This is a genomic window from Streptomyces sp. NPDC006385 (assembly GCF_040612485.1).
In the GTDB taxonomy this organism is placed as follows: domain Bacteria; phylum Actinomycetota; class Actinomycetes; order Streptomycetales; family Streptomycetaceae; genus Streptomyces.
Window position 1 is genome coordinate 105,770 of the sequence record NZ_JBEXQG010000016.1, and the last position, 25,341, is coordinate 131,110.

The window sequence follows — 25,341 nt, forward strand, 5'->3', positions numbered from 1 at the left end:
GCGCCAACCGATTGACAGCGCCACTCTTTTGGGAGTTACTCTCATTTCATGGTTACTGTCACTCAGCGGGACGCGCTCCGCACCGACCCTCGCCGCTGGTGGGCCCTCGGCGCCCTGGTCGCGAGCATGCTCACGCTCGGCTTCGACCTGACGATCCTGAACGTGGCGCTGCCCACGATGGCCGGACAGCTTCAGGCCAGCAGCGGCGAGCTGCAGTGGATCGTCGACTCGTACGTCGTCGTGTTCGCGGCGCTGATGCTCCCCGCCGGCCTGCTCGGCGACCGCTTCGGGCGGCGCCGGATGCTGATCGCGGGGCTGCTCGTCTTCCTCGCCGGCTCCGTGTTCGGCACCCTCGTCGACACCCCGGGGCTGGTCATCGCGGCCCGCTCCGTGATGGGGCTCGGGGCGGCGCTGATCATCCCGCTCGGCCTGTCCGTGCTGCCGTCGATGTTCGGCGAGGAGGAGCGCGGCAAGGCGGTCGCCGCGGTGACCGCCTCCATGGCCGCGGGGATGCCGCTCGGGCCGCTCGTCGGCGGGCTGCTGCTCGACCACTACTGGTGGGGCTCGATCTTCCTGATCAACGTCCCGATGGCCGCCGTGGGCATCCTCGCCTGCCTCTTCCTGCTGCCCGAGTCCCGCGACCCCTCCTCGCCCCGGGTCGACGCGCTGTCCACCGCGTTCAGCGCGCTGGGGCTGGGCGCCCTGGTCTTCGGCATCATCGAGGCGCCCGAGCACGGCTGGGGCAGTGCCGTGGTGGTGGGCTCGTTCGCGGTGGCCGTGGTGCTGCTCGCCGGGCTGGTGCTGCGGGAGCGGCGGGCCGTACGCCCCATGCTCGACCTGGAACTGCTCGCGCACCGCGGGTTCCTGTTCAACAGCCTGGCCGCGACGCTCGGCACCTTCGTCTTCGCCGGGCTGCTGTTCATGCTGCCGGCGTATCTCCAGGAGGTCGTCGGCGGCGACGCGTTCGGCACCGGGCTCAGACTGCTGCCGATGATGGGCGGGCTCATGGTGTCCGCGCGGCTGAGCACCGCTCTCGTCCACCGCGTGGGGCCGCGCCCGGTGGTCACCACCGGCCTGGTGGTGCTGTGCTTCGCCGCCCTGCTCGGCTCGCGCACCGAGACCGGCAGCGGCTACGGCTTCACCGCGCTGTGGCTGACGATCGCGGGCCTGGGCTTCGGACTGGCGATGGTGCCGGCGATGGACGCGGCGCTCGGCGGCATCCCGGCCGAGCGGGCGGGCAGCGGCTCGGGGTTGCTGATGACCCTGCGCCAGGTCGGCGGCGCCGTGGGCATCGCGCTGCTGGGGAGCCTGGTCGCGGACGCCTACAGGGACCGGATCGACACCGGTGGCCTGCCGGGGGCGGCCGCGGAGGCGGCGCGTGACTCGCTCAGCGGCGCCCATGCCGTCGCCGAGCAGCTCGGCCTGCCCGCGCTCGCCCGCTCCGCCGACGCCGCGTACGTGGACGGCATGGCCACGGTCCTCGTCGTCTGCGGCATCGCCGCCCTGGTGACGGCGGCGCTGACGGCACTGCTGCTGCCGAACACGCGGCCCACCGAGCGGCAAGGGGACGCCGCCGCGGCCGTGGCCGCCCAGGAGGCCCATGGCCGACAATGAGCGACATGACCACGGCACCAACCCCTGTTCCACAGGCCGCACGCCATCTCAGCCTGCGGGAGCGCAAGAAGATCAAGACCCGGATCGCCATCCGGGACGCGACCTACGCCCTGATCGAGGAGCAGGGGTACGAGGCCACCACGGTCGAGCAGATCGCGGAGCGTGCCGAGGTCTCCCCGAGCACCGTCTTCCGCTACTTCCCCACCAAGGAGGACATCGTCCTGACGGACGAGCACGACCCGATCCTGATGGAGGAACTACGCAAGCGGCCGGCGGACGAGCCGTGGCCGGAGTCCTTGCGGTACGTCATGAAACTGGCCATCAGCGCCGGAATGCGGGAGGAGCCCGAGATCACCCGGCTGCGGTCGCACCTGCTGGCCCAGGTCCCGGCGGTGCGTGCCCGGATGATGGAGAGCATGTCCGTCACCGGCCGGATGCTCGCCGACGCCGTCGCCGCGCGCACCGGCCTGGAACCGGACAGCCTGGAGGCGCGGGTCTACACGATGTCCCTCGTCGGCGGCCTCACGGAGATCTCCCTGTACTGGGCCGAGAACGACTTCCAGGACGACCTCCACGACCTCCTCGACCGCGCCCTGGGCGTCATCGCACACGGCCTTCCCGAGAAGAACACCTGAGGCGCGAACCCCGGGCCGTGACATGCTGGCCGGGTGAACGGTCCCGAGATCCACGTCGAGTTCGCCCCCGAGCTGCACCTGTTCGTCCCCGACGCGAGGCGCTCGGGCGCCACTCCGCTCGCCACCGACGGCGTCTCCACCCTCGGCCATGTCGTCGAGTCCCTCGGCGTCCCCCTGACCGAGGTCGGCACCCTGGTCGTGGACGGCCGCCGGGTGCCGGTGTCACACGTCCCGGCGGCGGGCGAGTCCGTGACGGTACGGCCCGTCGAGCGCCCCCAGCGGGTGCCCGGCGCTCCCCTGCGCTTCCTGCTCGACGTCCACCTGGGCACCCTCGCCCGCCGCCTGCGCCTGCTCGGCGTGGACACGGCGTACGAGTCGACGGACATCGGCGACCCGGCGCTCGCCGCCCGCTCGGCCGCCGAGAAGCGGGTCATGCTCAGCCGCGACCGGGGCCTGCTGCGCCGCCGCGAACTGTGGGCCGGCGCCTACGTCTACAGCACCCGCCCCGAGGACCAACTGCGCGACGTCCTCGACCGGTTCCGCCCCGAGCTGCGCCCCTGGACCCGGTGCAGCGCCTGCAACGGCCTGCTCAAGGACGCCACCAAGGACGAGGTGGCGGACCAGTTGGAGGGCGGCACGCAGCGGTCGTACGACGTCTTCGCGCAGTGCACCCGGTGCGGGCGCGCGTACTGGAAGGGCGCGCACCACGAACAGCTGGTGGCCATCGTGGAGCGCGCCCTCGCCGACTACGCGGGCTGAGGCTATCGCTTCGTCACCTCACCCTTCCCGCAGGCGATTCCGTCCCTGTTCGTGTCCAGCCGCAGCGGGTCGTCCTTGCCGTTGACCTTCAGACGGCCGTAGTCGTTCTGCTTCAGCCAGTCGCAGCGGGCCTTCGTCGTCGCCTTCACGCCCGGCGGGAAGTCGGTCGGCACGCAGACGTTGGCGGAGCCGTAGTGGCGGTCGCAGCCGGAGACGGTCGGGCTGACCTTCTGGGACGTGCGCTTCTTGCCGGGTCCCGTGACCTTGCCCTTGAGGTCGTCGGCGAAGTCATGGACGTGCGGTGAGGCGTCCGTGGCGGACAGGGCCTGCGGGCCTTGGAGGTGCACCCACTCGGCGACCGACGGGACCCCGTTGGCGTCGACCGCGAACAGCATGTACCAGCCGGGCGGGGCCAGATTGGGGTTGCTCGTCACGTTCAGGTCGACGTTGTTCCCGTCCACCGACAGCGGCAGGTCGACGAAGCGCTGGTTGGGGTCGGAGGAGTGGGTGACGGCGGCCGGGCGGATCAGCTCGGCCTTGGCGATGGGCCGGTCGACGGTGATCCGCTGGGTGTCGCCGTACGTCCACTCGGTGTCGATGAGCGACGTGATCTTCGGGCGCTCGCCCTTGAGGAGATAGGGCGGGGTGTAGACCGACACGTCGTGGTTCCAGGAACCGTTGCCCGGGTTGTCGCCGGTGGTCATGACGCGGCCGTCGGGCAGGAGGAAGGCGGAGGAGTGGTAGCCGCGCTCCTCCGGGTCGGGCGTCACCGGGTCGAAGGTGTTGGTCGCCGGGTCGTACAGCGACGTCTCGTAGACCGGGTCGGCCCGGTTGTGCAGCGCGCCGCCCGTCTCCAGGACCTTGCCGTCGGGCAGCAGCACCACGGAGGGGTACATCTTGCCCTGGGCGCCGGTCTGGGGAACCTTGCCGTTGCCGAAATCGACCTGGCCCTGCGGAAGCGGCGGTCCGGCCACGTAGGACGGGTTGGGCTGCTTGAGGTCGATGACGTCGGTGAGGCGGTTCGCGTCCGGGTTGGAGTCGATGTTGCCGCCGCCGATCGTGAGGACCTTCTGGTCCTGGGCCGGGGGCAGCAGCACGCTCGCGGACTGGTCGCGCTCGTCCTTCTTCTGGAGCCCGGGGACCTGGGTGACGGTGTTGGCGTCGTAGTCGTAGATCGCCGACCCGGTGCCGGGGATGTTGTTGCCGAAGACATGGCTGCCCGAGTAGAAGAGGCGGCCGTCCTGCATCAGGATCATCGACGGGTACAGGCCCCAGTACGACCAGGTCTGCTTGACCTTCCACAGTTCGAGCCACTTCTGCTCGGCGTCCGACCACAGTTCGGCGGCCACCGAACCGGTCGAGTCCTCCTTCAGCCCGCCGAAGGAGATCACGTCACCGTTGCCGAGGATCGTGGCCGACGGGTACCAGTGGCCGTCGTTCATGTCGTTCGTCTTGCTGTAGGTCTCGGTGACCGGGTCGAAGACGTACGAGTCCTTGTAGCCCTGGTAGCCGATCGTGCCGTCCGCCGACGGATAGCCCTTGTTGCCGCTCATCACGAGCACCCGCCCGTCGTCGAGCTGGACGTGCCCGGCGCAGAACATGTCCTTGGGCGTGGGGATCTGCTTGTACGTGCCGTTCTGCGGGTCGTAGACCGCGCTGGTGAACGTGCCCGCCGCGAACTTCTCCGGGTCGTTGCCGGAGCCGGCGATCAGCAGCACCTTGCCGTTGTGCAGGACGACGGAGTGCATGGAGCGGACGGGGTTCTTCGTGGGCAGGACGTCCCACTTGCCGTTGGCGCACTCGTCCGCCGTGCCGGTGCACACCGGGGGCGGGACCGGGTCGGCGACCTGTTCCATGGTGTAGTCGTCGGTGGTGGCCGAGCCGGTGCCGTAGACGGAGACGCCCCAGCTGATGCGGTCGGTGCCGGGCGGGATCTCGGGGGTTCGGACGGACGCCTGGGTCCATGTCCCCGCCATCTCCAGCGTCTTGAGGTCGGTCCAGTACTGCCAGCCCTTCGTGGTGTCGTGCCGGAAGAGGGTGACGTTGGCGTCCGGTGTGGTCGTCTTGTACCAGAGGGACAGGTCGTACTGCTTGCCGACGGTCACCACGGGCGCGCAGTCGGCAGACTCGGTGATCAGTGCCTTGCGGTCGCCGTCGACGCGGCGGGTCAGCTCGACCTTCATCGCCTTGCCGCCGGAGTGGGCGTCGGCGGTCGTGGTGAAGGTGAAGTCGTTGTCGCCCCAGCCGGACTTCTGCCAGCAGTACGGCATGTCACCGGTGCCCTCCGTCTCGAACCCGGGGTTCTTGATGAGGTTGGCGGCGGAGGCGGATTGAGGTGAGGTGAGGACCAGGGCCCCGGTGAGGCTCATGACGGCCAGGAGGGCCGTTCTCCGTCCGGATCTCATGCGGTACTCCTTGCTGTACGGCTCCTGCGCGGCAGATAGACCAGCGCTTCCGTACCGACGAAGCGCAGGACGAAGGTGATGACGAGGGCCAGCGCGGTCGCGGGCAGCACGGCCAGCCCGAACTGCCCCACCAGCAGCGCGATCAACGGGATGCGCAGCACCAGGTCGGCGTTGGCGAGCAGCGCGAACCGGGCGGTGCGGTCGGCCCAGTGGCGGTGCCGGCGACGGTGACGGAACAGCAGCTTCTCGATGAGCAGGAAGTTCCAGGCCACGCCGAACTGGTTGGCGACGATCTCCGCGGGCAGGTAGTGCAGGCCCGCCTGCGTCATCGCCCACAGGGCGGCCAGGTTCGGCACGAAGCCCGTGAGCCCGATCAGCCCGAACACCACCATCCGGGCCAGCGGGTCGGCCGTACGCAGCCCGGCGAGGTGCCGCAGGAAGCGCCGCCCCTCCGCCGCCGTGGACTTGGACTCCCCCGCGAACCGCTCCTGGAACACGAACGGCACCTCGGTGACCGCCCGCGGGCGGCTCCGCACGGCCAGCTCCAGCAGGATCTTGTAGCCCAGCGGCTTGAGCGCCTCGGCGGTGATGTCGCTGCGGCGGATCGCGAAGAAGCCGCTCATCGGGTCGCTGATGCCGTTCAGCCGGCGCGGGAACAGGGACTTGGTCAGCCAGGTCGCCGCCCGCGACACGGCCACGCGGTAGCTGCCCGCGAGTCCGGCCCGGCTGCCGCCCTTGATGTACCGGGAGGCGACGACGAGCCCGGCGTTCGCGCGCTCGCCGGTGGCGACCAACTCCGGGACGAGGGACGGCGGATGCTGGCAGTCGCCGTCCATGACGACGATCCAGTCCGACCCGGCCGCCTTCATGCCCTCGACGACCGCGCCGCCGAGCCCGCCGACGGGTTCGTCCCGGTGGATGACGGTGACCGGGAACGGGCAGTCCTGCGCGGCCTCCTTGATGACCTGCGGGGTGTCGTCGGTGGAGTCGTCCACGAAGACGACCTCGCAGGGCAGCCGGGACGGCACCGACTCGGTGATCTGCTGCAGCAACCGCCGTACGTTCGCCGACTCGTTGAAGGTCGGTACGACGATGGTGACGGCGCCCGGCTCGGGTACCTCCACGGCCTCTACGGACGGATCACCCAGCTCGCCGGGGGCGGTGTATTCCTGGCTCATCGCACGCCTCCGGGGGCTGTCTGGATCTGCCGGATCTCGATCCGGTCCTCGCCGCGGCCGAACACGGCGACCGGCTTCGAGTGCTCCATGGCCGCCTTGACACCCGGCAGGTCGACCGCGTCCCGCCGTACCGTCGGCGAGGCGACGACGTAGTCCAGGTCCTTCCAGCCGCGCGGCATCGTCTTCGTCACGGCCGGGTCGAGGTCGGCCTTGTAGAACCAGATGGCGCCGAGCCCGGGCTTGTACCCGGCGTGCACCAGGTCCAGCCACAGCGCGTCGTCGACGAGCACCCGGGTGTCCTTCGGGTCCTCCACCTCGGTGGCCAGCCACTTCGAGGCGGCCCGGTAGGGCGCGTTGGCGTCGGTGGTCACGGCGGTGCGGGCGCCCTCGTACCAACGCGGGACGACATAGGCGCCGGCGGCGATCGCGAGGACGGCCGCGAGCGCGTACCGGCCGCCGGTGACATACCGCTGCTCGGCTTCGGAGCGCCGTCGCCGCAGGACGGCGTGGGCGACGGAGGCCGCTCCTCCGGCGAGGACGAGAGCGAGGAACGGCAGCGCCTGGATGACGTACATCGCGGGCAGGTAGCCGCTGGGGCGCATGGCCACCAGGGCGAGGATCGCCACCGCGAACGACGGTCCGGCCAGCGCGCGGGCGGTCACCGACCAGCGCCAGGTGACCAGGAGCAGCAGCGCGCCCGCGAGGCCGCCGACGATGAGGACGCGGTCGTAGTAGAGCCACGACTCCAGAACGCCGTGGGAGCCGGAGCCCTGGTCGAGGATGAATCCCGAACCGGGTCTGGTCATCTGGTACTTGATGCCGTCCCAGAGCGAGACATGCCCGCTGCCCGGGAACAGCTCGCCCTTGAGCAGGGCGAACAGGGGGTAGGACAGGCCGATCAGCGCGCAGGCGGTGACGGCGCCGGTCAGGGCGAACTTGCGGGTGTCGCGGTGGCTGTGCCGCCACATGGTGATGAGGACCGCGGGGAGGACGAAGATCATCGTCTCCTTGGTCAGCACGGCCGTGGCGGCGGCGATCCCGGCGCCGAAGTGGTGCCACAGGTGGCGGCTCGGGGAGGCGGCGAGCGCGAAGGCGAGGAGCGTCCACATCACCGCGAGGTTGTCGAGGAAGATCTCCCGCTGCAGGACGACCGACAGGGGCGACAGCCCGAACAGGACCATGCCGAGCCCGGCCGCCCAGCGCGGCAGGGACAGCCGCCGCCCGAGCACGTAGACGAGGACCGCGCTGACCGCGCTGATGACGAGCATCGCGGCACGCATGGTGCCGACGGTCATCGACTCGGGGCTGAGCGCGGCGGGTATCCAGGTCAGCAGGGCTATCTGGATCCAGCCGAGGGGCGGATGGTCGTACCAGTACGTGTAGTGGGCCAGTCCCCGGCCCTCCTGGACCGCCCAGGCCTGGGCGAGGTAGGTGCCCTCGTCGTCGCTGAGGGTGGGGTAGTCGGCGATGTTCCAGCCCTGCACGACGAGGATCGCCACGAGGAGCGCGCCGCACAGGATCAGGTCGGGCCGGGACGCACGCAGTCGCGCCGGCGGGGTCGTTCGGCCGGCCGAACGCGTCTCAGGCGCAGGCTGCCGCTGCGCGGGGACCTTCGCAGGGGTCACCGCGGGAAGGGTGGAGGTCACGCAGGGACGTCCTCTCGGAGGTCGCGGGGCACGTCGGCGGAGGTGAGATGCGCGCCGACGTGCGTGGTCAACTCCCAGTCGTTGCGGCCGCGCTGCTCACGCCACACGGCGCGGACGGCGGCCCCGGCGAGGAGGACCTGGTAGAAGGGGCCGCCCACGATGAGCTTCAGGTAGTGGACGAAGCGCACGCGCAGCCCGTACTGCTTGCCGAAGTCGTGCAGTCCGACGACCTCGAAGACGAAGGTGACGAGCGCGGTGACGGCCGGCAGGAAGGTGATGAACGCGATGCTCACCGGTACGTCCAGGAACAGGGCGATCGCCACGTTGAGCGGGATGATCAGGCCGGTGAAGGCCTGGAGGAACGGTGTGGTGAGGGTGTAGCGGGCGAGCAACCGCTGGCCGAAGGTGGGCAGTTGCTTCCAGTCCTTCTTCCGGTAGACCTGCAGGAAGCCCTGGTTCCAGCGGGTGCGCTGCTTCAGCAGCGACATCAGGCTGCCGGGCGTCTCCTCCTTGGTCACCATGTCGGAGTCGTAGGCGACGACGACCTTCTTGCCGACGCTGGACAGCCGCACGCCCAGATCGCAGTCCTCGGCGAGGCAGTCGGGATCCCAGCCGTGGGCCTCCCTGAGCACATCGGTCCGTACGAAGACGGTGTTGCCGCCGAGCGGGATGAACCCCTTCTGCGCGTGCAGGTGCAGCCGGGAGCGGAACCAGAAGAAGTACTCCAGGCAGTTGCGCAGGCTGTACCAGCTGGAGTGGAAGTTGATGAGCTGGACCCCGCCCTGGACCACGTCCGCCCCTGTCGTGCGGAACGCGTGGTCGACGTGCGCGAGGAGTTCCGGGTGGACCTGGTCCTCGGCGTCGAAGACCCCGACGACATCGCCGCGGCAGTGCGGCAGTGCCGTGTTCATGGCCTTCGGCTTGTTCTTCTTCTCGTGGGTGTCGACGACGACCCGGACCCGTGGGTCCCGGGCGGCGGCCCGCTCGGCGACCTCGGTGGTCTCCGGGTCGTCGTGCCCGACGATCACGATGATCTCGAAGTCGGTGTGGGTCGACTCCAGCAGCCGCTGGATGGTGTGGTCCAGCACGGCCTGTTCGTGCCGGGCCGGCAACAGCAGCGAGAACGAGACGTGCTCGCCGCCGTCCGGTCTGCTGAACCGGGTGGAGGCGAGCACCTCGGGCGTACGCCACGCGTGCATCTGCCACCACAAGGTGAAGGCCGCCATCCAGAACAAGGCCAGCGAGACGACGGCTATGAAGACAGACGTCAACAAACAGATCCCCCCAGATCCCCAATGCCCCCTGGCGCGACGGTGTGTCACAACCGTCGCGTCACTGTGCAGAGATTAGGGGGGAACTGTGAAGCGCGAGGGCTGTTCCGATAAATAGCTTGTTTCGGAACGGTGCGGTGGAAAGCGCGATCTATCCGAACACACGCCCAATTTGGGCACACGGACCAGCGCGGAACAGCACCTTTCGGGCCTCCGTCGCGGCTGCTCAGCTCCTCAGCGCCGTACGCAGCCGCTCAGGATCGGTCGTCGGGGCGTCACACGTGAAGTTACGGCAGACATACGCGGCCGGTTCACCGCCGACCAGGGGCCGGTCGGCGAGGAGGGGGAGCTCGTCACTGTCCGGAGTCCCGACGGCGACGACGGCTCCGGGGGCGGGGCCCAGAAGTGCCGTACGGTGCAAGGTCTTCGTGGCCTTGTCGTCGAGGCTCGGCCCGACGACCGCGACCTCGCGCGGCCCGTCCAGGTTGGCCTCGGCGACGGCCAGACCCCAGCCGATGAAGCGGGGGACGCGCGGGCCGAGGGCCTTGACGACGCCCAGCGCCCTCTGAGCGGCGGTGCGGTGCGGTGCGGAGCCGGTCTGGGCGGCGTAGCTCAGCAGGGCACCGGCAGCGGCGCTCCAACCGGAGGGAGCGGCGTTGTCGGTGGGGTCCTGCGGGCGGCGGATCAGCCGCTCGGCGTCGGCGGCGGTGTCGTAGAGGGCCCCGGACTCCTCGTCGACGAAGCGGGCGAGGACGTGGTCGAGCAGGAACCCGGCGAAGTCCAGCCAGACGCCCTCCCCGGTGACGGAGGCCAGCGCGAGGAAGCCCTCGGCCACGTCGGCGTAGTCCTCCAGCACGCCCGCGTTGGCGCCGACGTGGCCGTCCTTGCTGGTGCGGGCGAGGCGGGCGGCGTCGTCGAGGTGCAGCCGGACGAGGAGGTCGGCGGCGGCGAGGGCGGCGTCCACGAGGTCGGGGCGGTCGAAGTAGGCGCCGGTCTCGGCGAGCGCGGCGATCGCGAGGCCGTTCCAGGCGGCGACGATCTTGTCGTCACGGCCCGGGGCGGCACGTTCGCTTCTCTTCTCCAGCAGCCGCCGCCGGATGGAACCGATCTTCTCGGCGTCGAACAGCTCGTCCTGCTGCGGGAGTTGGAGGACGGAGGAGCCGTGCTCGAAGGTGCCCTCCTCGGTGACGCCGAAGTAGCGGGCGGCAAGCTCGGCGTCGTCGTCGCCGAGCACCTCGCGAAGCTGCTGCGGGGTCCACACGTAGTACGCGCCCTCGACGTGCCTGCCCGTCCCGTCGTCGCTGTCCGCGTCCAGCGCGGAGGCGAAGCCGCCCTCGTCGGTGCGCAGTTCGCGCACCATGAAGTCGGCGGTCTCCAGGGCGACGCGGCGGGCGAGTTCGCTGACTCCATCAGCGGCTCCGCCGCGGGCGGTGGCACGCCAGAGGTGGGCATGGACACGGCACAGCAGGGCGTTGTCGTACAGCATCTTCTCGAAGTGCGGCACGACCCAGTCCCGGTCGACGGAGTAGCGCGCGAACCCGCCGCCGAGCTGGTCGTAGATCCCGCCCCGGGCCATCCGCTCGCACGTGTCCTGCGCCATCTGCAGGGCACCCTCGGCCCCCGTCCGCGCATGGTGGCGCAACAGGAACTCGATGACCATGGACGGCGGGAACTTGGGGGCGCCCCCGAACCCGCCGCGCCGCGGGTCGTACTCCCGGGTCAGCCCGAGCAGCGCCTGCGCGAGCTCCTGCTCGCCGGGTGCCTCGGGGCCGCCGTAGGAGATCTCCCGCCCGGCGAGGTCCCGGGTGATCTTCCCCGCGACGTCGGCGACCTCGTCCCGCCGGTCGGTCCAGGCGCCGCGCACACCCTCCAGGACCTGCCGGAAGGACGGCATGCCGTGCCGGGGCGCGGGCGGGAAGTAGGTGCCGAAGTAGAAGGGCTCGGCGTCCGGGGTGAGGAACACCGTCATGGGCCAGCCGCCCTGGCCGGTGGCCGCCTGGACGGCTTCCATGTAGACGGCGTCGACGTCGGGGCGTTCCTCGCGGTCGACCTTGATGTTGACGAAGTGGGCGTTGAGGTAGTCGGCGGTCTCCTGGTCCTCGAAGGACTCGTGCGCCATCACGTGACACCAGTACAGTATCAGAAACATAAGTGACAGGACGCGTATCCCACTGATAGCAGGATCGGTACGTCCCGTCGCTTAGCTTCCGTCATCGCCTCCTCTCCCCATGGCCACCAATCCACCGGGTTGGAGGCGTGCTGGAGCAGGTACGGCGACTGCGCGTTAGCCAGTCGGTTCATACCTGCATGGTTGCACGACGGGAGTGCTCGCCCAACCCGCACACGCAACGAGAAGGTGACCATTGAGGACGGATGTTGGAGGGGTCTTCGACCCGGAGGCAGAGCAGGCCGGCCCCGATGACCTGGAGCTGAGGGGAACGCCACCAGGGTTGGAATCACCGGAAGATCTAGCCCGCGTACACCCAGACGCTCCTTTACTGGTGGCCTACTCGCGCATCTCGGATGACTGGCGCAAGCGCAACGGGAAGCGCGCCGCCTCTTCCTCGTGGAAAGCAGGGAAGGGGGTGGCGAACCAACATCGCCGCAACGACACGAATGCAGCCCGGTACGGGGCGATCATCGTCCACCGCTACACAGACAACGACCTGTCCGCCGCCAAGCGGGACGTGGTCCGTCCGGACTTCGTGACAATGCTCCGTGATCTTCGACGCGGGTACACCAAGGACGGATATCGAATTGACGGTGTGATCTGTGTCGACCAAGACCGCGTTCAGCGAACGCAAAGGGACTGGGAAGATTTTGTAGACGCACTGACCATCATTCCGTCGCGACGCTTCTACACGCCATCAGGCCCAATGGATCTCACCGAAGAAGGTGAGATCATCAAGACAGGCGTTATGGCAGTCGTCAACAAGGCCGAGTCATTGAAGAAGGCGCGAAGAATTCGAGACTGGCATCAGGACCGCATCTTGGACGGGGAACCTCACAGCGGCCCTCGTCCGTTCGGCTGGGAGGACGACCGCAAGACACTCCGGCCCTCCGAATCCGACTATTTGGCGTGGGCCATCAGGGAACGCATCAAGGGGAAAGCAGTTCGTACCTTGTGCGCAGAGGCGGAGGTTCGGAACCTCACCGGCACTCGGGGCGGGAAAATCGTACCCCAGACGCTCACTCAAATGATGACTGCTCCTCGTGTTTGCGGATATCGATCGAATCGAGGCGAGCTCGTCCTAGATGCAATAGGCTCCCCGGTTGTCGGGAAGTGGGAGACCGTCTGCACCCCAGAAGAGTGGCGTGCAGTATGCGCTACATTCGGCGACGGAAGCACATACTTGGCGCGCGGTTCCGGGACTGCTCGAATCACCGGCGTACCGAAGACAATCAAGTACCTATGCAGCACCCTGCTTCGCTGCAACAAGTATTTGGAAGACCAAGCAGAGGATGGGACAAAGGTACTGCGACTCTGCAATACCCCGATGGGCGGTAACCCTGCTAAGTCAAAGACTAGTCCCTACGTTTACACCTGCCCCAGCTGCCGGAAGAACTCTATATCCGGCCCAATGGTTGACAAGCAGGTTACGAAGCTACTGGTAGCGAAGCTGAAAAAGGCACAAGCGACCTACAAGGCTCCATCACTTACGTGGCCCCTGGAGGGGCAACTCAAGCAGAAGGCTGACAAGCTAGCCCACTTGGAGAAGCGATGGGAAGGAGATGAAATAAGCGACGAGATGTTTTACCGCCTCGCCCCGAAACTGGAGCAGGAAGTAAAGAAGCTGCGACGAGAGAAGGCACGCTTTGAGCAGGATGCCTTGCACGGAAACGAGCCACCAACAGACGTGATGAGGAAATGGATGAGCGGTGAATACGATCTCGAACAGAAGCGAAGGGTTTTGTTTGAGGTCTTTTCCGCCATCAAGGTGGAGCCGGGCGAAAAGGGTAACAAGGTGCCTAATCCGCGAAGGCTGACACCAGTGTGGGCTTCCTAGCCTCCAGGCGGGGTAAATTCAACATCAAGGATGCGTCCAACTCGATCCCATTTTTCGCTATCCCATTCGGGAGATGCTTCGAGCTGATGACTCACCCACTCGTCGATAGAATCGTCCAATTTTGAGGCCCCCTCCGAGACCTCCGGCTGCATACCGGGGGTCTCACCCATATCAATCAAAGGTGACCTCGGTGCCGCACGGCCTTTACGCGGCATATTTCCATCCCTCGGCGATCATTTCTCTTCTGATTTCGCGTAGGGCCGCGAGATCTTCGGCGATGCCGTACGCGACGTCTGCTTCGGCCGGGGAGTGGCCGGAGCCGACGTAGCGCCATGCGGAATCGGTAACGGTGTCTCGATCGTCCGGGACGACCAGGCCGCCGCCCTGGTGTTCCGCCCGAACGGCGCGGAGTGCTCCGTAAGTGGTGGAGTACTGGCGGGATTTGGTGAGGGCGTGGCCCCGGTAGCCGAGTGTGTGAGCCCAGGCCCGGAGGTTCAGCGCCTCCAGCTCTGGTAGGCCGCCCAGGTGCCAGCAGGCCGTCATGAGCGCCCGCAGGTGGGCGTTCACGGGGGCGAGGCGGATGCTGTCGAAGTCTTGAATGCGGTAGTCGATGCCGCCCGCGTCGCCGACGCTCTTGGAAACGTATTTCGCGACGTAGGCTGCAACAGCGCTGTCGGTCACCGCCGTTTCGGTGAATGCGTCGCTGCGGATCGGGTGTACGTCGATCTGTTCGCCCCACTTGATGACCCGTTCACCGGTCGCCGGGGAATAGGGGGTGTGGACCTCTACCGAGGCCGCAGCCGAGTACACCGCGTCGGAGAGCATTTCTGTTGTGGCCCACAATGGCGGTGGCGAGGAAGGGCCTTCCGGTCCGTCGAGCCGGACGACCGCGTGGAAATGGACGGCCCCACGCTTTTGGTATTCGGCGACTTTCGCGAACGAGACCGTGACGTGTTCTCGCAGACGGGTTTGTGTGATTCCTGTGGCAGTCGCCAAGTGCCGCCGAAGCGTGCGGCAGAAGCGATTCCACAGTGAGCCTGCACTCGCGTGCCAGAGGACGTGGCCGGCGTAGTCGTAGCAGTCCGGGCACAGCGGCTGACCCACCAGAGAATCGGTGTCGGCGTGCTTGTGGCCGCAGCCGAGGGGCCGCCCGTGTTCGCAGGCGCCGCCGTCTCGTCGAGGACGGCATACGGTGCCGTCAGGGCCGCTGGCACGGTGCACCGCGCCGAACGAGGGGGCGGTAAGGGTGACGAAGATCCGGGGGTGACGCCGGACGCCGTCCGCTACGCCCTTGCCGCCCAGGAGGCCCGAGCGGACCAGGTGGAACGTGTCGCCGGCGTGCAGGTAGGAGCAGGGTTCGCAGCGTGTCTCACGGCGGTTGCGGCAGCGCACCGGCATCCGGCCGCCGGGTTCGTCGCTGGTGTCGTAGTGCCGCAGCACCTCACCCGTGACCGCGTCACGAGTCGTGGTGTGCCCGGCGAGATAGATGGGGTGAGCGCAGCCGCCAATGGATTTGATCTGTTCGAGCCAGCGCGAGAATCCGGGTTCGTGGACGAGCCGGATAAGGTCGCGCTCGGTGGAAGAAAGAAGGCGCAGACGCTCAGCCTCATTGAGTACTGAGCGCCGCGCCTCATCGGATATCGGGTACACGGGAGGCCCCCTTTCGCGAGGGATGGGCGCGGCGGTCAATGGGTCAACTCCTGCTTTGGCTTGTCTCAGCTATGGATGCGACGTGGCTTTGATAAGCCAGAAAGGAAGTTTGGGGGTGTCAGCTTCCAGTCGCCTTAATGTAGCGCCCATAGACCCAGCCCTTCTTACCCTTGTTGGCGCCAGTTCCGACCTTTCCGTAAAACCAAAGGAAATCCTTTGTCAGGCAGGAATCGTTGAATCGGGTTCCCTTGGGCAGGATTCCGAGTGACTTGTACTTCGTTCCGGGGCCGGTGCGGAGGTTCACGGCTTTCGTTGTCTTACTCGGTATCTGGACAGACGGAATGCATCCCTTCGGCAGAGAGGCAGCCGAAGCGGTCGGGGCGGTGGCAATACCGGCCGCAATGACGCTCAGGCCGAGCGCGGTTGCTGCGAGAGAGCGGGCGACATTCTGGCGGAGCTTCATTTGTTTTCTCCTTTGAGAGAGTTTTTGAGGCAGCCTTTTACTACCTCACAGTTTCCTTTGCGGCGCCATCCGAAAAGGAGGCAAATGGTGGGCTGTCTCTCTTAGTTCCAGCGAACGTAATCGGTCTTGACCCAGCCCACTTTTCCGTTGTTCGGCCCGCTTGTGACCTTGCCGTAGCTCCAGTCGTGATCCTTGTTGCAGTACTCGGTGAATCGAGCGCCCTTGTACAGGATTCCGAGAGAGGCGTACTTCGTTCCGGGGCCGCTTCGCAGGTTTACAGCGCTGGTGGCTTCCTGCTTCAGCGGCCAGGCCCATTCCCAGGTGCACGACTTGGGCAGGGAAACAGCCGAAGCGGGCGGGGCTGTGAGCACGGCGCCGCCGAGGAGTACGGCTGTGGACGCGGCAGTCGCCGCAATACGCGTGACGATGCGCATTTCTTATCTCCTGGATCCGCAGATGGTCATGGTTGTTTTCAGCGGATGGGGTGGCATATTTTCGGGTCAGTACTGCATCGGCGTGCAGTCGTACGCGTAACGCTTGGCGACCCAGCCGGTTGAATTCTTGGGCAGCCCTGTCCGCGACTTCTGCCCGAGCCGCAACTTAATCCAAGACCCCTTGACTCCTATCTTCTTTCCCCAGTCACCCTTGTAGAGAAGGCCACGAGACTTGTAGGCGGTACCGGCACCGGTACGGAAATTGATGCCGTTGCTATTAATTTCGTTAGACCCCAGGCTTGCACGGCATTTCGGCGGCGCTGGCAGCCGGGGCCGTGAGCCCAACACCGCCGAGAATCATCGTCGCGGATACCGCAGCCGCCGCAACGCGCACAGCCATCCGCTTTTCGGAGCCACCGACGAAGCTGTGACGGATCTTCATTTTCTTTTTCTCCTCCGAGGGGGTTTCGAGGCGGCCTCTTGCCGCCCCTGGTTCTTTTCCAGCGTCAGCCGAAAAAGAGGCTTCCGATGGCCTGGACGACGGCCCACACGGGATACGCGAATGGCGTGCCGGCGAGAAGGAATCCGAACAGCGCGATCAGCGTTGCCTGATACGCGCGGATTTCGCGGGACCGTGCAGTGAGGACGACGTACAGGAACAGGAATGAGTCAATGACCCAGATATGTGTCTGTGTCATGCCGCCACTCCCCCTTTCTCGAATGTCACGGGGTCGGGTTGGGTCAGGAACGGGTTCACTGGCGGATCACTCCTGCCGACCTCAGCCGCCTCGGCGGTGCTGACCAGGTGGGAGCGTGCGCGCATCCACCGGCCGCCCATGGCGACCACCGCCACGCCCTGTTCGTCCTCGGTGATGTTCTGCGCGGTGACCACGGCGTCCGCGTTTATGTCGCCCAAGGTCATCTCGGCCGACGCCTCGTCATGGACGCGATGGGCGACGCGTCCGCCGAGCTGGGCACGCAGCGCGGTCACGCGGGGGCCGATGTCGGAGCCGACCCGTTGCCCGGCGATGACCAGGTGAACGCCGAGGGCCGCGCCGAGCTGGGCGATGCGCAGCAGCAGCGTTCCGCACTGCTCGGCCTCATCCCGCGATTCGCGGGAGCCGTCCGTCAGGTACAGCTCTGCCAGTTCGTCGACGATCACGACCAGGGGCACGGGCCGCTGGTCGTCGGGCAGTTCCCAGACGGACCGCTTGCCCCAGGACCGGCAGACGCTCATACGGTGCTGGATCTCATCGACCACACGGGACAGCAGGCCGACCGCCTGAGTGCGGTCGATGGCCAGCGCGGAGAACCGGCCGCCGAACAGGCCGAGTTCCATACCGCCCTTGCAGTCGACGCCGACCAGGGCGACCCGCTGAGGCGCCAGCGCGAGCACCAGCGCCGCCAACAGCGACGACTTGCCGGACTGCGTGGCCCCCGTGACCAGCCAGTGAGGAACCCGCCGCAGGTCGATCAACCAAGGCTCGCCATCCTCGGTCCGGCCCACGTCAGCCGACAGCAGCGCCGCAGCCGGCCCACGGACAGAAGGGACAACACCGGCCAGCGGATCCATGGCCGTGACATGGATGACCACCTGGCCCCGACGCGGCGAGGTGACCCGCACGTTGTGCACGCGCCATGTGTGTTCCATGGCACGGGCCGCCGCGTAGTACGGCGCCGGGGTCTGCCCCGGATGCAGCAGCACCCGCAGGGTCAGCCCGGTAGCCGTCGGCACCGGCCAGGACAGCCGGGGAGGCTTGGGCTTGAGTGCCTGCCCCTGCACCACCAGATCACGGCCGATCACCCGCCGGTCCGGCGCCGTGCTCACCGAGAGCCCGTTGAGGTAGGCGAGCCGCCGCCAGGTCGTCACGATCCGCAGCGCAGTGCTCGGGTAACCGACCAGCCACCAGCGCACCGGCCACTGCCGAGGCCGCACACCCCGCGCCTCCAGACGCGGTTCCCACCAGCGCTGTGTCAGCACGCCCACCAGGAGCAGCGCCGACAGGATCCACACCACCAGGGACGCGGGCATCAGTCGTCCCCGCCTTCCGTGGCGTCCTTGGCGTCCTTGGCGTCCTTGGCGTCCTCCGCCTTGGTACGCGCCAGCACCAGCCGGGCACGCATCATGGCCGTCTCGGCATGACGTGCCGTCAGGGAGAGGAGGAAGCGGATGGTGGTGATGTCGTCGGACGTGGTCAGCAGCGCCTCAGTCCCGGCGAGCGTCCGAAGGTCGCGCAGGAGCGAGCCGAAGTGGCCGTCTACGCAGAACACCGGATCGTCGTCCGCACCGGGTACGTCCGCGCCGTCCAGACCCGCCGCCGCCCGCATCTCCTGTGCCATGCGCTCTGCGTCCTCAGCGAGCGCCAGCGCGCACGGTTCCTTGCAGGCGAACACCTGCGACTCGTCCGCAGGATTCCGGCCCACCGGAACGGACGTGATCTTGCCCGGGAGGAAGCCGGCGCCGCACACCACGCAGGCCACGCCGTCACCCTGCGGACCGCTGATGTTCCAGAAATAACGGTCCATCAGGAATCACCCGCCGACTTCCCGCGCGGACCGGCAGCCGCAGCCGCCAAGGCCGAGCCACCGCCCGAGCCCGACACAGGGGTGATGGCGTCGGCCCGGTAGGTCGTACCCGTCCGGCCCTCCAGCGCCCAGTCACGCGCCCACAGGTTCGTGACCTTGACCTCAGCACCCTCCGTGAGTCCCTGCGGCTGACCGACTGTGGTCACATCGATCGTGTCGACCCGCCGACCCTCCGGCTGCCGTACGGACAGGCCCGTGATCCACAGCGGGTTTCCCTCACGGTCCCGGCGCTGGTCACCTTCCTGCGTCGTACGCGGCTCCGGCGCGATCTCACAACGGATCGCACCCAGCCGCGTCACGTCAATCGGCTTGTTTTCCAAGATAGTTCACCTCATTCCACAACACATCACCCGGCCACTCATCCGGATGAGTTGGGCGATCATCATCACCCGACGGCGGAATCGAGTCAACCACTTATCCGGATGAGTGCCGTCGGCTATACGTCAGACGGCCAACCACTTATCCTCATGAGTGCACCACGCGCCCTATACCACGACCCACTGACAAGCAACGCGGCACAACGACTCATCGCACGAACGTCGAGCATCCGTTGAACTACTTACCGCCGACCCGAGAAGGACACCCAGCCATGCCAGCCCGAGAGCACATCGAACGCGCCCCAGCCATGTACATGCAGGTAGCCCAGCGCATGGCCGACGACATCCGGCGAGGCCGCTACCAGCCCGGCGAACTCCTGCCGTCCGAGACTCAGATGGTGGAGATGTACGGGATCGGCAAGCACACCGCGCGCGCCGCCGTCGCCGAACTGCGCCGCATGGGACTTGCCGAGTCCCGGCAGGGCAAGGGCAGCATCGTCCTTGCCTCGGGCGGAGTCCTGCCCGCCACCTCCATTGACCGGTCCATCCAGCGCACCACGAAGGGGAGCTGGAGCCTGCCCAAGACGCACGAGGCGGAGGCGCCCGCCGTCAGCAGGACCACGCTGGACGGCCCCCCGGCACTCCTGTTGAACCAACAGGACCAGGACGCCATCAATGTGGACCGCATGATCCACGACCCGGCAACCGGCACCCGATGGGCCTACCGCGTGCTCATCCCACTCGCCACCGCAGCCGACGTGCCGACCCTCGCCGACAAGCCCGATGCCGAGATCAGCGACCTGTACCAGCAGTTGGCCGACGCCGGGCTGAACCTGTCGTTCGCCGAGCACGTCACCGCCCGCACCCCCTACCCGGACGAGCGCGCCGCACTCGGACTCAGCGACGCCAGCCCCCTCCTGATCACCTACCGCGTGACCACCGACGCCGACCAAGGGCGCCCCCTGCTGTGCGAGGAGATGAAGGCCCCCGCCGCCACGTGCCAGCTCACCTACCCCGTGACGCCGACGAAGCCAGCCGCCAAGCGCCCCACCCGCCGCCGATCCTCATCGGTGTAACTGCTCTTTACTTGATGAAAACAGACGGTCCGCCGACCACGTCAGCGGACCGTCGAGAAGGTTCGTCTAGAAGGTTCGGGGTCAACCGCGCTTTGACGCGCAAGTGGTCATCGCCTGGAACGGGATCGTGGGACTCGGGACACTGGCGATGATCGCACGGCTGGCCACGGGCACTCCGTCCTGGGCGCGGCACTTTGCTTGCGTCGCAGCGATATCACCCATCGCCTCGACCGCCGTTCCGCGCACTGGGCCATATACGGTCCAGGTTGTACGCGCCTGCGCCGGCGTGGCCATACCGATCAGCCCGATCACGGTAGCTGCAAGCGTCGCCGCGGCTACCGCTCTGCGACGCTGCCGTCCTGCGGATTCTGTGCTCCTCGCCACACTTTTCAACATGAGACTCCTCACTCACTCAGGAATCAGCAAACAACATCAGCAACTGCTGAGGCTCTCATCCCCTCCTGTCACCCTCAAGACAGATTAGTAAAATTTCATTATGAATTTCCGACTCCTCCCCTGAACCCCAGAGAGCCCCCCTGAGTCCCGGCATTTGGCGGGGGCTCTCATCGAGTGTGGAGACCCGGCCGGGGGGGCGTCGAGGTAGCCGACCTGTACCGGCAGCTTGCCGACGTCGGACTCAGCCTGTCGCTCACCGAGCACGTCACCCCCCAACCCCTACGAGCGCGCCGCACTCGGACTCAGCGACGCCAGCCCCCTGCTGATCACCTACCGCATCACCACCGACGCCGACCAAGGGCGCCCCCCGCTGTGCGAGGAGCTGAAGGCACCCGCCGCCACGTGCCAGCTCACCTGCCCCGTGACGCCGGCCAAGGCCACCACCCAGCGCGCCGCCCGCCGCCGATCCTGATCGGTCCAACTTCTCTTTACTTGCTCAAGGGCGCGGCCTACGGCCGCGCCGGGCGGCTCTGGCCGCCTCGGCCGGGCGTGCGGCCTGCGGCCGGTCCCGTCCGGACGGCCAGCCGCCCGACACCACCAGACCGCCCCGGCCAAGCAGAGAAGCCCTCCGTGGATTCGTCGCGGAGGGCTTTGTCGTCTGTCCTGTCGGCCAATCGGGAAAGGCGAGCCGCACGAGGGCGAGGCCCGCATTCCCGCAGTGCGGGCGCCAGCTCCGCTCGCTCTCACGCGGGTTCACTGAGGATGCGAACGCCGCTCACCGTGGCGCACAGCTCAGTGACGAACCCGGTTCAGTCCGGTGGTACCAGGGGCGCTACAGCGCGCCCCTGGACCCCGCCCAGGCGTGGCAACCTCACGCGCGAATGCGGGTTTCGTCGTGGTCCAGGTCCGTGCGCGCGTGAGGTCACCACGCACGTGATCAGCCCCTTTCCGCCGTCGAGGGGTACCGACCCGACTTCTTCCCGTGCGCCGGCACTTGCCCGCCGAGGCCGCTTGCCCTAGTTCCGGCAGGTCTGCGCGTGCTGTCGAGCGGCGAACATCGCAGGACCCGCACCCGTAATCAGGATCGGTCGTCGGCAGCCCTCACACCGGATGAACTCTCCACGGCGGTCCCTCTCGATCCACACCCGCGAGCCCGCCGCCGTCCGCCAATCGTCACGCCGCCCCACGTCGTAATTCCCCTTCGCTCTCGTCTGCCGTCCGCTCAAACTTCACTATCCGAGCCCCCGGTGAGGCCGCCGCCCCACGCAACAGCCAGGCCGCCAGCCGCGCGCCCTCCAAGCGGAGCCACACCACCGGTTCACCACGCGGACCCACATGCGGCACCGCCCGCACCAGGCGCACGTCTATGCCCAGCGCCTCCATTGCCGCGTTCAACTCTTCGGCAACCTCGTACGCTTCTCGCCACGGCGACACGTAGTCAACGCCTGCAACGAACAAGGCATCCTCGCTGTCGCCGTACCCCCCGCTGTCCGGCGACGTGTCCATTTCCATCGCGTAACTCTCCAGCCACGGCCGCGTAGTCACGACGGCCGTCAGTCCTTGCCAACTCGAACATCTATCCCGAGAAGACCGGCCGCGAATCATCGCCGCCCGGTTTTCGCGCGACTACTCTCCGTGCAGAGTCAGAGCACCTACCGCCTTAAGCGACTAAGCGGTCTGCGTTACGACACCCGCCTGAGATCCGGCAAAGCCAAGTTGTAAACGCTGCATCATTGGATGCACACACCCTCAGCACAGTTAACCCGCAGGTCAGCGCAAGGTCACTGCGCGCCAACGACTACCGGGGCATGCGCTTCACGGAGGTGGAGCATCCCGCCCGCACGGCTCCCCCTTCCAGCATAAGAGACCGTACAGTCTGTTTAGACGCGCCCAGTCTGAGCTCTGTGGTCAACGCCGTCAAGCGACCCTTGCCTGAAGCTCTGTCAGATATCCCGGTAACTACTCAGCGGGTCGCGGAGTCAAGCCATGGGATGCCGAAGCAATTCCACGACCAGGTAAGGCAGTTGAAGCAGCCGACGATCAACCCGGACCCTCTTCGCATCCTGTATCGGTCGTGTCCGCATTTCAGATCAGAACCCGGCTCGGCGTTCAGCCGCGACACCTTCGCGTATCTCGGCCTACCCTCTGCGTAGCCGCCGCCCGCCCGCCAGGCTCACCACCTGGCACCCCCCTGAAATCTCCGACCCGTTTGCGAGGGAGTACCCGGACTCCTCATAGCTGTTGCCGAAACCAGGACCCATCACATTTACAGGCCCGGAAATGCGAATCGTAAAGGCGAGATTGAATGGCCGAGCATCAGAAACCGCGTCGACGACAGTCCGAGCGCGCCAAATCGACCAGGCAAGGAATCATGTCCGCCGCAGGTCTGGTGTTCGAAGAGAAGGGGTACGAAGGGGCGGCTATCAACGAGATTATCGAAGCCGCAGGAACAACGAAAGGAGGCTTCTACTTCCATTTCCCAGGAGGCAGACGCGATTTGGCAGCAGCCATCCTGGATTCGACACTCACCAGGGAAGGTCTACAGCAACAGGAACTCAAACTCCAAGAAGTGGTCGATACCGGCGCCATCCTGGCGTACAGGATCACCCAGGAGGCGAGCCTTAGAGCAGCCCTGCGCCTGTCCCTCCACAAGAACGCGCGGGACACCTACGGGACACCATGGCCTAAATGGTTGGAAATCAACACCGCCCAGCTCACCGAGGCCCAACACAGGGGTGAAGTCCGAGCGGGGGTATCACCTTCGGACCAGGCTTATCAAATTGCGGGAGCCTGGGCCGGGCTCGTACTCGTCAGCGAGGCAGTCGACGGCCATTTCGGGAACGTCGAAGAACGAGTAGCCAAGATGTATATGAACCTGTTGGGCTCAATTGCACACCCAGCGACCCTGCCAGAAATCGACTTCTCCACGGATCGCGGCCGCCGACTCTACACAGCCTTCCTCGATCGACAGAATTCATCGCCACCCAGCAACACCGCATAAGCAGCGCCCGACAACCACGACGACTCCACACGCCAACCGGCACAGCAAACGGCCCCCTCCCGGTCAAACCCAGGAGGGAGCCGTTTACCTAAATCACCTTTCCCGCACAGTCAGTCAGTACAAGTACTCTTCCGTGACCCAGCCGACATAGCCAGCGGGCAAGCCGCCGGCCGAATCGGTCTGCAGCATCACCAGATCCCACCGCTGCCCTCCACTGTCACGCACAGAGGCGATCACCTGCACCGGCTCACCTCCGTATATCTGGCCGAGGATGCCCGAGCCGGTACCAGGACCAGTGCGCACCCGGAGCCCATCCACGGTCGCCGTCTTCGTCACCACGTAGTTCACGGACGAGGCAACCTCACTCCGACTCGACCCCGACGAGATCACCGCCGACGCCGCCGACACGCCCACCAGGCCGACGCCCGCCACCAGCGCACCCGACACAACCAGCGTTCGCAGAGCCTTACGCCCCATGATCAACTTCCCTTCGCTCAAAACAGCGGGAGTGGCACGTTCCGCAGGCACGGACAACCACTCATCCGGATGAGTTTCAGCATCCGACATCGATCACTGACAGGTCAACCACTTATCCGGATGAGTCAGCATCGAGCATGCGCCGCCAGAGGACACGAAGCCCCGTCCGTACGCCGCAGGGGAAGCGTACGGACGGGGCAGTGCGGCAACGCTCGCGGGAACGCCGCCGCCCGGCGCACCGGGGAGGAGAGACCGGGCGTTTCGCGCTTTACGGATTGCCCATGGACGCGCGCCACCGCCCGCGTGACAGGTGGCAGACGCCATCAGGCGTGATCCGGATATGCGCGCCGAGCAGTGGCAGCGCGCCTTCTGTGTTGAGTCTGTTCCGGATACGCTCCAGCGCTTCCCACAGTCGTTGGGGGCCGCTCTGGTGCACTTCCGGGGGGTCGGTCCACTCGGCGGTGGCGCGAGCCCATGAACCGTCAGGGTGCACCAGGTATGCGGTCCGGGTTCGGCCGTGTGACTCGTAGCCGGGTTCGACGCCCGGTGTGGTGACTTCCAGCATGGATCGCAGTTCCCATGCGTTGGCCACGTCCACCACGGGGTAGCGCCCGGTGGACTTCTGCTCTCCCTCGGCTTCGCGGGCAAGGGCGAACAACTCGGCGAGACCGGGCGGGTAGTCGTCGCCGGACCGGGTGAGCATGAAGCCCGCCATGTCCCGTTCCACCCTCCCCACCACCTCCCCGTTCGCGTGCTTCCATCCGGTGACAATCAGGGAGGTACGCGCAAGGGTCGTCGCGATGCGTCCCCCCGGCACCAGAGCCGCGAGGACAGGCCGAAGCCCAGGACCAGGCGGAAGCGCCACCGTGCACACGATGCGTTCGTACGCGCCGGGCACACGCTCGGTGGCGTCTGCTGTGAGGAACATCGGGTGGTAACCCATGGACGCGAGCCTTTCCCCTGCCACGCTCGTCAAGTACGAGTCCACATCCAGACTCGTCACGCACTGGTCCCCGATGCGATGCGACGCGTACGCGGTGAGCCCGCCGGCCCCCGTGCCCAAGTCCAGAAGTGGCAGCCCCTCCCCGAGCCGGGCATGCCGGAGCATGCACACGACCAGGCCCGGCAGGGTGGCGGACGATGTGGGCATTCCCGAAGGCTGGTCACCAGGTTTCGCCAGGTCGGCGTGGAGCGTGCCGACTCTGGTGATCAGGGAACGATCGGCGTAGGCGGCTTCGGCCCATCCGTCCGGGTCGCTCGGCCCGTCCCGCAGCACCCACCCGCCCGAGTCGTCCGCCTCCCACCAACGGGGAACCAGTTCGTGCCGGGGAATGCGGGCCACGGGTGCCCGCCATCGGGAATCAGGGTCTGTCACCTGGTGTGCGAGCCGTTCCGCTTGCTCGTTCCATTCCATGCTGCCGAGCCT

21 protein-coding genes and 1 pseudogene are annotated in these 25,341 nt (G+C 67.1%); 7 read left to right on the forward strand and 15 right to left on the reverse strand.

Annotation, left to right across the window (positions count from 1 at the left end):
- The first annotated feature begins 48 nt into the window (after nucleotides 1-48).
- The 3 genes from ABZ078_RS15495 to ABZ078_RS15505 are packed head-to-tail and all read left to right on the forward strand — an operon-like array spanning nucleotide 49 to nucleotide 3,008.
- On the forward strand, nucleotides 49-1,614 hold the full coding sequence (locus ABZ078_RS15495) for a DHA2 family efflux MFS transporter permease subunit (protein WP_356575423.1): 1,566 nt from the start codon (nucleotides 49-51) through the stop codon (nucleotides 1,612-1,614).
- Nucleotides 1,611-2,249 (forward strand): TetR family transcriptional regulator, encoded by a 639-nt coding sequence (locus ABZ078_RS15500; protein ID WP_356575425.1) that lies wholly within the window; start codon nucleotides 1,611-1,613, stop codon nucleotides 2,247-2,249. The genes ABZ078_RS15495 and ABZ078_RS15500 overlap by 4 nt, the downstream gene beginning before the upstream one ends.
- A 33-nt stretch (nucleotides 2,250-2,282) precedes the next feature.
- Nucleotides 2,283-3,008, forward strand: coding sequence for a Mut7-C RNAse domain-containing protein (locus tag ABZ078_RS15505; protein ID WP_356575427.1), 726 nt, complete (start codon nucleotides 2,283-2,285; stop codon nucleotides 3,006-3,008).
- A 2-nt stretch (nucleotides 3,009-3,010) separates the two neighbouring features.
- On the opposite strand, the gene ABZ078_RS15510 is transcribed toward ABZ078_RS15505, so the two are convergent.
- The 5 genes and pseudogenes from ABZ078_RS15510 to ABZ078_RS15530 form a co-directional block, all read right to left on the reverse strand.
- Nucleotides 3,011-5,413 carry a galactose oxidase-like domain-containing protein gene (locus tag ABZ078_RS15510; protein WP_356575429.1) on the reverse strand — a complete coding sequence of 801 codons (2,403 nt, stop codon included), beginning with the start codon at nucleotides 5,411-5,413 and terminating at the stop codon, nucleotides 3,011-3,013.
- Complete coding sequence (locus tag ABZ078_RS15515) at nucleotides 5,410-6,591, reverse strand: glycosyltransferase family 2 protein (RefSeq protein ID WP_356575431.1); 1,182 nt, start codon at nucleotides 6,589-6,591, stop codon at nucleotides 5,410-5,412. Before ABZ078_RS15515 ends, ABZ078_RS15510 begins: the two co-directional genes overlap by 4 nt.
- Nucleotides 6,588-8,237, reverse strand: coding sequence for a phospholipid carrier-dependent glycosyltransferase (locus ABZ078_RS15520; protein WP_356575432.1), 1,650 nt, complete (start codon nucleotides 8,235-8,237; stop codon nucleotides 6,588-6,590). The genes ABZ078_RS15515 and ABZ078_RS15520 overlap by 4 nt, the downstream gene beginning before the upstream one ends.
- Nucleotides 8,234-9,511: a glycosyltransferase gene (locus tag ABZ078_RS15525; protein ID WP_356575434.1), complete on the reverse strand. Its 1,278-nt coding sequence runs from the start codon at nucleotides 9,509-9,511 to the stop codon at nucleotides 8,234-8,236. Before ABZ078_RS15525 ends, ABZ078_RS15520 begins: the two co-directional genes overlap by 4 nt.
- Before the next feature lie 223 nt (nucleotides 9,512-9,734).
- Nucleotides 9,735-11,809, reverse strand: a pseudogene (locus tag ABZ078_RS15530) (thioredoxin domain-containing protein).
- Between the two features lie 62 nt (nucleotides 11,810-11,871).
- Here ABZ078_RS15530 and ABZ078_RS15535 point away from each other — a divergent pair.
- Nucleotides 11,872-13,515: a recombinase family protein gene (locus ABZ078_RS15535; RefSeq protein ID WP_356575436.1), complete on the forward strand. Its 1,644-nt coding sequence runs from the start codon at nucleotides 11,872-11,874 to the stop codon at nucleotides 13,513-13,515.
- Nucleotides 13,516-13,719: 204 nt separating this feature from the next.
- On the opposite strand, the gene ABZ078_RS15540 is transcribed toward ABZ078_RS15535, so the two are convergent.
- From ABZ078_RS15540 to ABZ078_RS15570, 7 genes are all read right to left on the reverse strand, one after another.
- Nucleotides 13,720-15,165 (reverse strand): replication initiator, encoded by a 1,446-nt coding sequence (locus ABZ078_RS15540; protein WP_356575439.1) that lies wholly within the window; start codon nucleotides 15,163-15,165, stop codon nucleotides 13,720-13,722.
- Between the two features lie 118 nt (nucleotides 15,166-15,283).
- On the reverse strand, nucleotides 15,284-15,628 hold the full coding sequence (locus ABZ078_RS15545) for an SH3 domain-containing protein (RefSeq protein ID WP_356575440.1): 345 nt from the start codon (nucleotides 15,626-15,628) through the stop codon (nucleotides 15,284-15,286).
- A 101-nt stretch (nucleotides 15,629-15,729) separates the two neighbouring features.
- On the reverse strand, nucleotides 15,730-16,062 hold the full coding sequence (locus ABZ078_RS15550) for an SH3 domain-containing protein (protein ID WP_356575442.1): 333 nt from the start codon (nucleotides 16,060-16,062) through the stop codon (nucleotides 15,730-15,732).
- 506 nt (nucleotides 16,063-16,568) lie between these two features.
- A complete protein-coding gene (locus tag ABZ078_RS15555) occupies nucleotides 16,569-16,760 on the reverse strand; it encodes a hypothetical protein (protein ID WP_356575444.1) in 192 nt (63 codons plus the stop codon).
- Nucleotides 16,757-18,094, reverse strand: coding sequence for an FtsK/SpoIIIE domain-containing protein (locus ABZ078_RS15560; protein WP_356575446.1), 1,338 nt, complete (start codon nucleotides 18,092-18,094; stop codon nucleotides 16,757-16,759). The genes ABZ078_RS15555 and ABZ078_RS15560 overlap by 4 nt, the downstream gene beginning before the upstream one ends.
- A complete protein-coding gene (locus tag ABZ078_RS15565) occupies nucleotides 18,094-18,588 on the reverse strand; it encodes a hypothetical protein (RefSeq protein WP_356575447.1) in 495 nt (164 codons plus the stop codon). Before ABZ078_RS15565 ends, ABZ078_RS15560 begins: the two co-directional genes overlap by 1 nt.
- Nucleotides 18,588-18,968 (reverse strand): hypothetical protein, encoded by a 381-nt coding sequence (locus ABZ078_RS15570; RefSeq protein WP_356575449.1) that lies wholly within the window; start codon nucleotides 18,966-18,968, stop codon nucleotides 18,588-18,590. Before ABZ078_RS15570 ends, ABZ078_RS15565 begins: the two co-directional genes overlap by 1 nt.
- Nucleotides 18,969-19,237: 269 nt before the next feature.
- On the opposite strand from ABZ078_RS15570, the gene ABZ078_RS15575 reads away from it, so the two are divergent.
- Both ABZ078_RS15575 and ABZ078_RS15580 read left to right on the forward strand, forming a co-directional pair.
- Nucleotides 19,238-20,041 (forward strand): GntR family transcriptional regulator, encoded by an 804-nt coding sequence (locus ABZ078_RS15575; protein WP_356575451.1) that lies wholly within the window; start codon nucleotides 19,238-19,240, stop codon nucleotides 20,039-20,041.
- A gap of 622 nt (nucleotides 20,042-20,663) precedes the next feature.
- Nucleotides 20,664-20,909 (forward strand): hypothetical protein, encoded by a 246-nt coding sequence (locus ABZ078_RS15580; protein WP_356575452.1) that lies wholly within the window; start codon nucleotides 20,664-20,666, stop codon nucleotides 20,907-20,909.
- Nucleotides 20,910-21,610: 701 nt separating this feature from the next.
- Here ABZ078_RS15580 and ABZ078_RS15585 read toward each other — a convergent pair.
- A complete protein-coding gene (locus ABZ078_RS15585) occupies nucleotides 21,611-21,949 on the reverse strand; it encodes a hypothetical protein (RefSeq protein ID WP_356575454.1) in 339 nt (112 codons plus the stop codon).
- A gap of 793 nt (nucleotides 21,950-22,742) precedes the next feature.
- On the opposite strand from ABZ078_RS15585, the gene ABZ078_RS15590 reads away from it, so the two are divergent.
- Nucleotides 22,743-23,438 carry a TetR/AcrR family transcriptional regulator gene (locus ABZ078_RS15590; protein WP_356575456.1) on the forward strand — a complete coding sequence of 232 codons (696 nt, stop codon included), beginning with the start codon at nucleotides 22,743-22,745 and terminating at the stop codon, nucleotides 23,436-23,438.
- A 114-nt stretch (nucleotides 23,439-23,552) separates the two neighbouring features.
- On the opposite strand, the gene ABZ078_RS15595 is transcribed toward ABZ078_RS15590, so the two are convergent.
- Nucleotides 23,553-23,966 (reverse strand): SH3 domain-containing protein, encoded by a 414-nt coding sequence (locus ABZ078_RS15595; RefSeq protein ID WP_356575457.1) that lies wholly within the window; start codon nucleotides 23,964-23,966, stop codon nucleotides 23,553-23,555.
- 217 nt (nucleotides 23,967-24,183) lie between these two features.
- Nucleotides 24,184-25,329 (reverse strand): methyltransferase type 11, encoded by a 1,146-nt coding sequence (locus ABZ078_RS15600; protein WP_356575459.1) that lies wholly within the window; start codon nucleotides 25,327-25,329, stop codon nucleotides 24,184-24,186.
- Between the last annotated feature and the right edge of the window lie 12 nt (nucleotides 25,330-25,341).

Bases quoted from the DNA above. Each gene is read 5' to 3' on its own strand.
- ABZ078_RS15495 (WP_356575423.1), top strand. From the start codon at position 49: ATGGTTACTGTCACTCAGCGGGACGCGCTCCGCACCGACCCTCGCCGC.
- ABZ078_RS15500 (WP_356575425.1), top strand. From the start codon at position 1,611: ATGAGCGACATGACCACGGCACCAACCCCTGTTCCACAGGCCGCACGC.
- ABZ078_RS15510 (WP_356575429.1), bottom strand. From the start codon at position 5,413: ATGAGATCCGGACGGAGAACGGCCCTCCTGGCCGTCATGAGCCTCACC.
- ABZ078_RS15515 (WP_356575431.1), bottom strand. From the start codon at position 6,591: ATGAGCCAGGAATACACCGCCCCCGGCGAGCTGGGTGATCCGTCCGTA.
- ABZ078_RS15545 (WP_356575440.1), bottom strand. From the start codon at position 15,628: ATGAAGCTCCGCCAGAATGTCGCCCGCTCTCTCGCAGCAACCGCGCTC.
- ABZ078_RS15550 (WP_356575442.1), bottom strand. From the start codon at position 16,062: ATGCGCATCGTCACGCGTATTGCGGCGACTGCCGCGTCCACAGCCGTA.
- ABZ078_RS15555 (WP_356575444.1), bottom strand. From the start codon at position 16,760: ATGACACAGACACATATCTGGGTCATTGACTCATTCCTGTTCCTGTAC.
- ABZ078_RS15560 (WP_356575446.1), bottom strand. From the start codon at position 18,094: ATGCCCGCGTCCCTGGTGGTGTGGATCCTGTCGGCGCTGCTCCTGGTG.
- ABZ078_RS15565 (WP_356575447.1), bottom strand. From the start codon at position 18,588: ATGGACCGTTATTTCTGGAACATCAGCGGTCCGCAGGGTGACGGCGTG.
- ABZ078_RS15575 (WP_356575451.1), top strand. From the start codon at position 19,238: ATGCCAGCCCGAGAGCACATCGAACGCGCCCCAGCCATGTACATGCAG.
- ABZ078_RS15585 (WP_356575454.1), bottom strand. From the start codon at position 21,949: ATGGAAATGGACACGTCGCCGGACAGCGGGGGGTACGGCGACAGCGAG.
- ABZ078_RS15590 (WP_356575456.1), top strand. From the start codon at position 22,743: ATGGCCGAGCATCAGAAACCGCGTCGACGACAGTCCGAGCGCGCCAAA.
- ABZ078_RS15600 (WP_356575459.1), bottom strand. From the start codon at position 25,329: ATGGAATGGAACGAGCAAGCGGAACGGCTCGCACACCAGGTGACAGAC.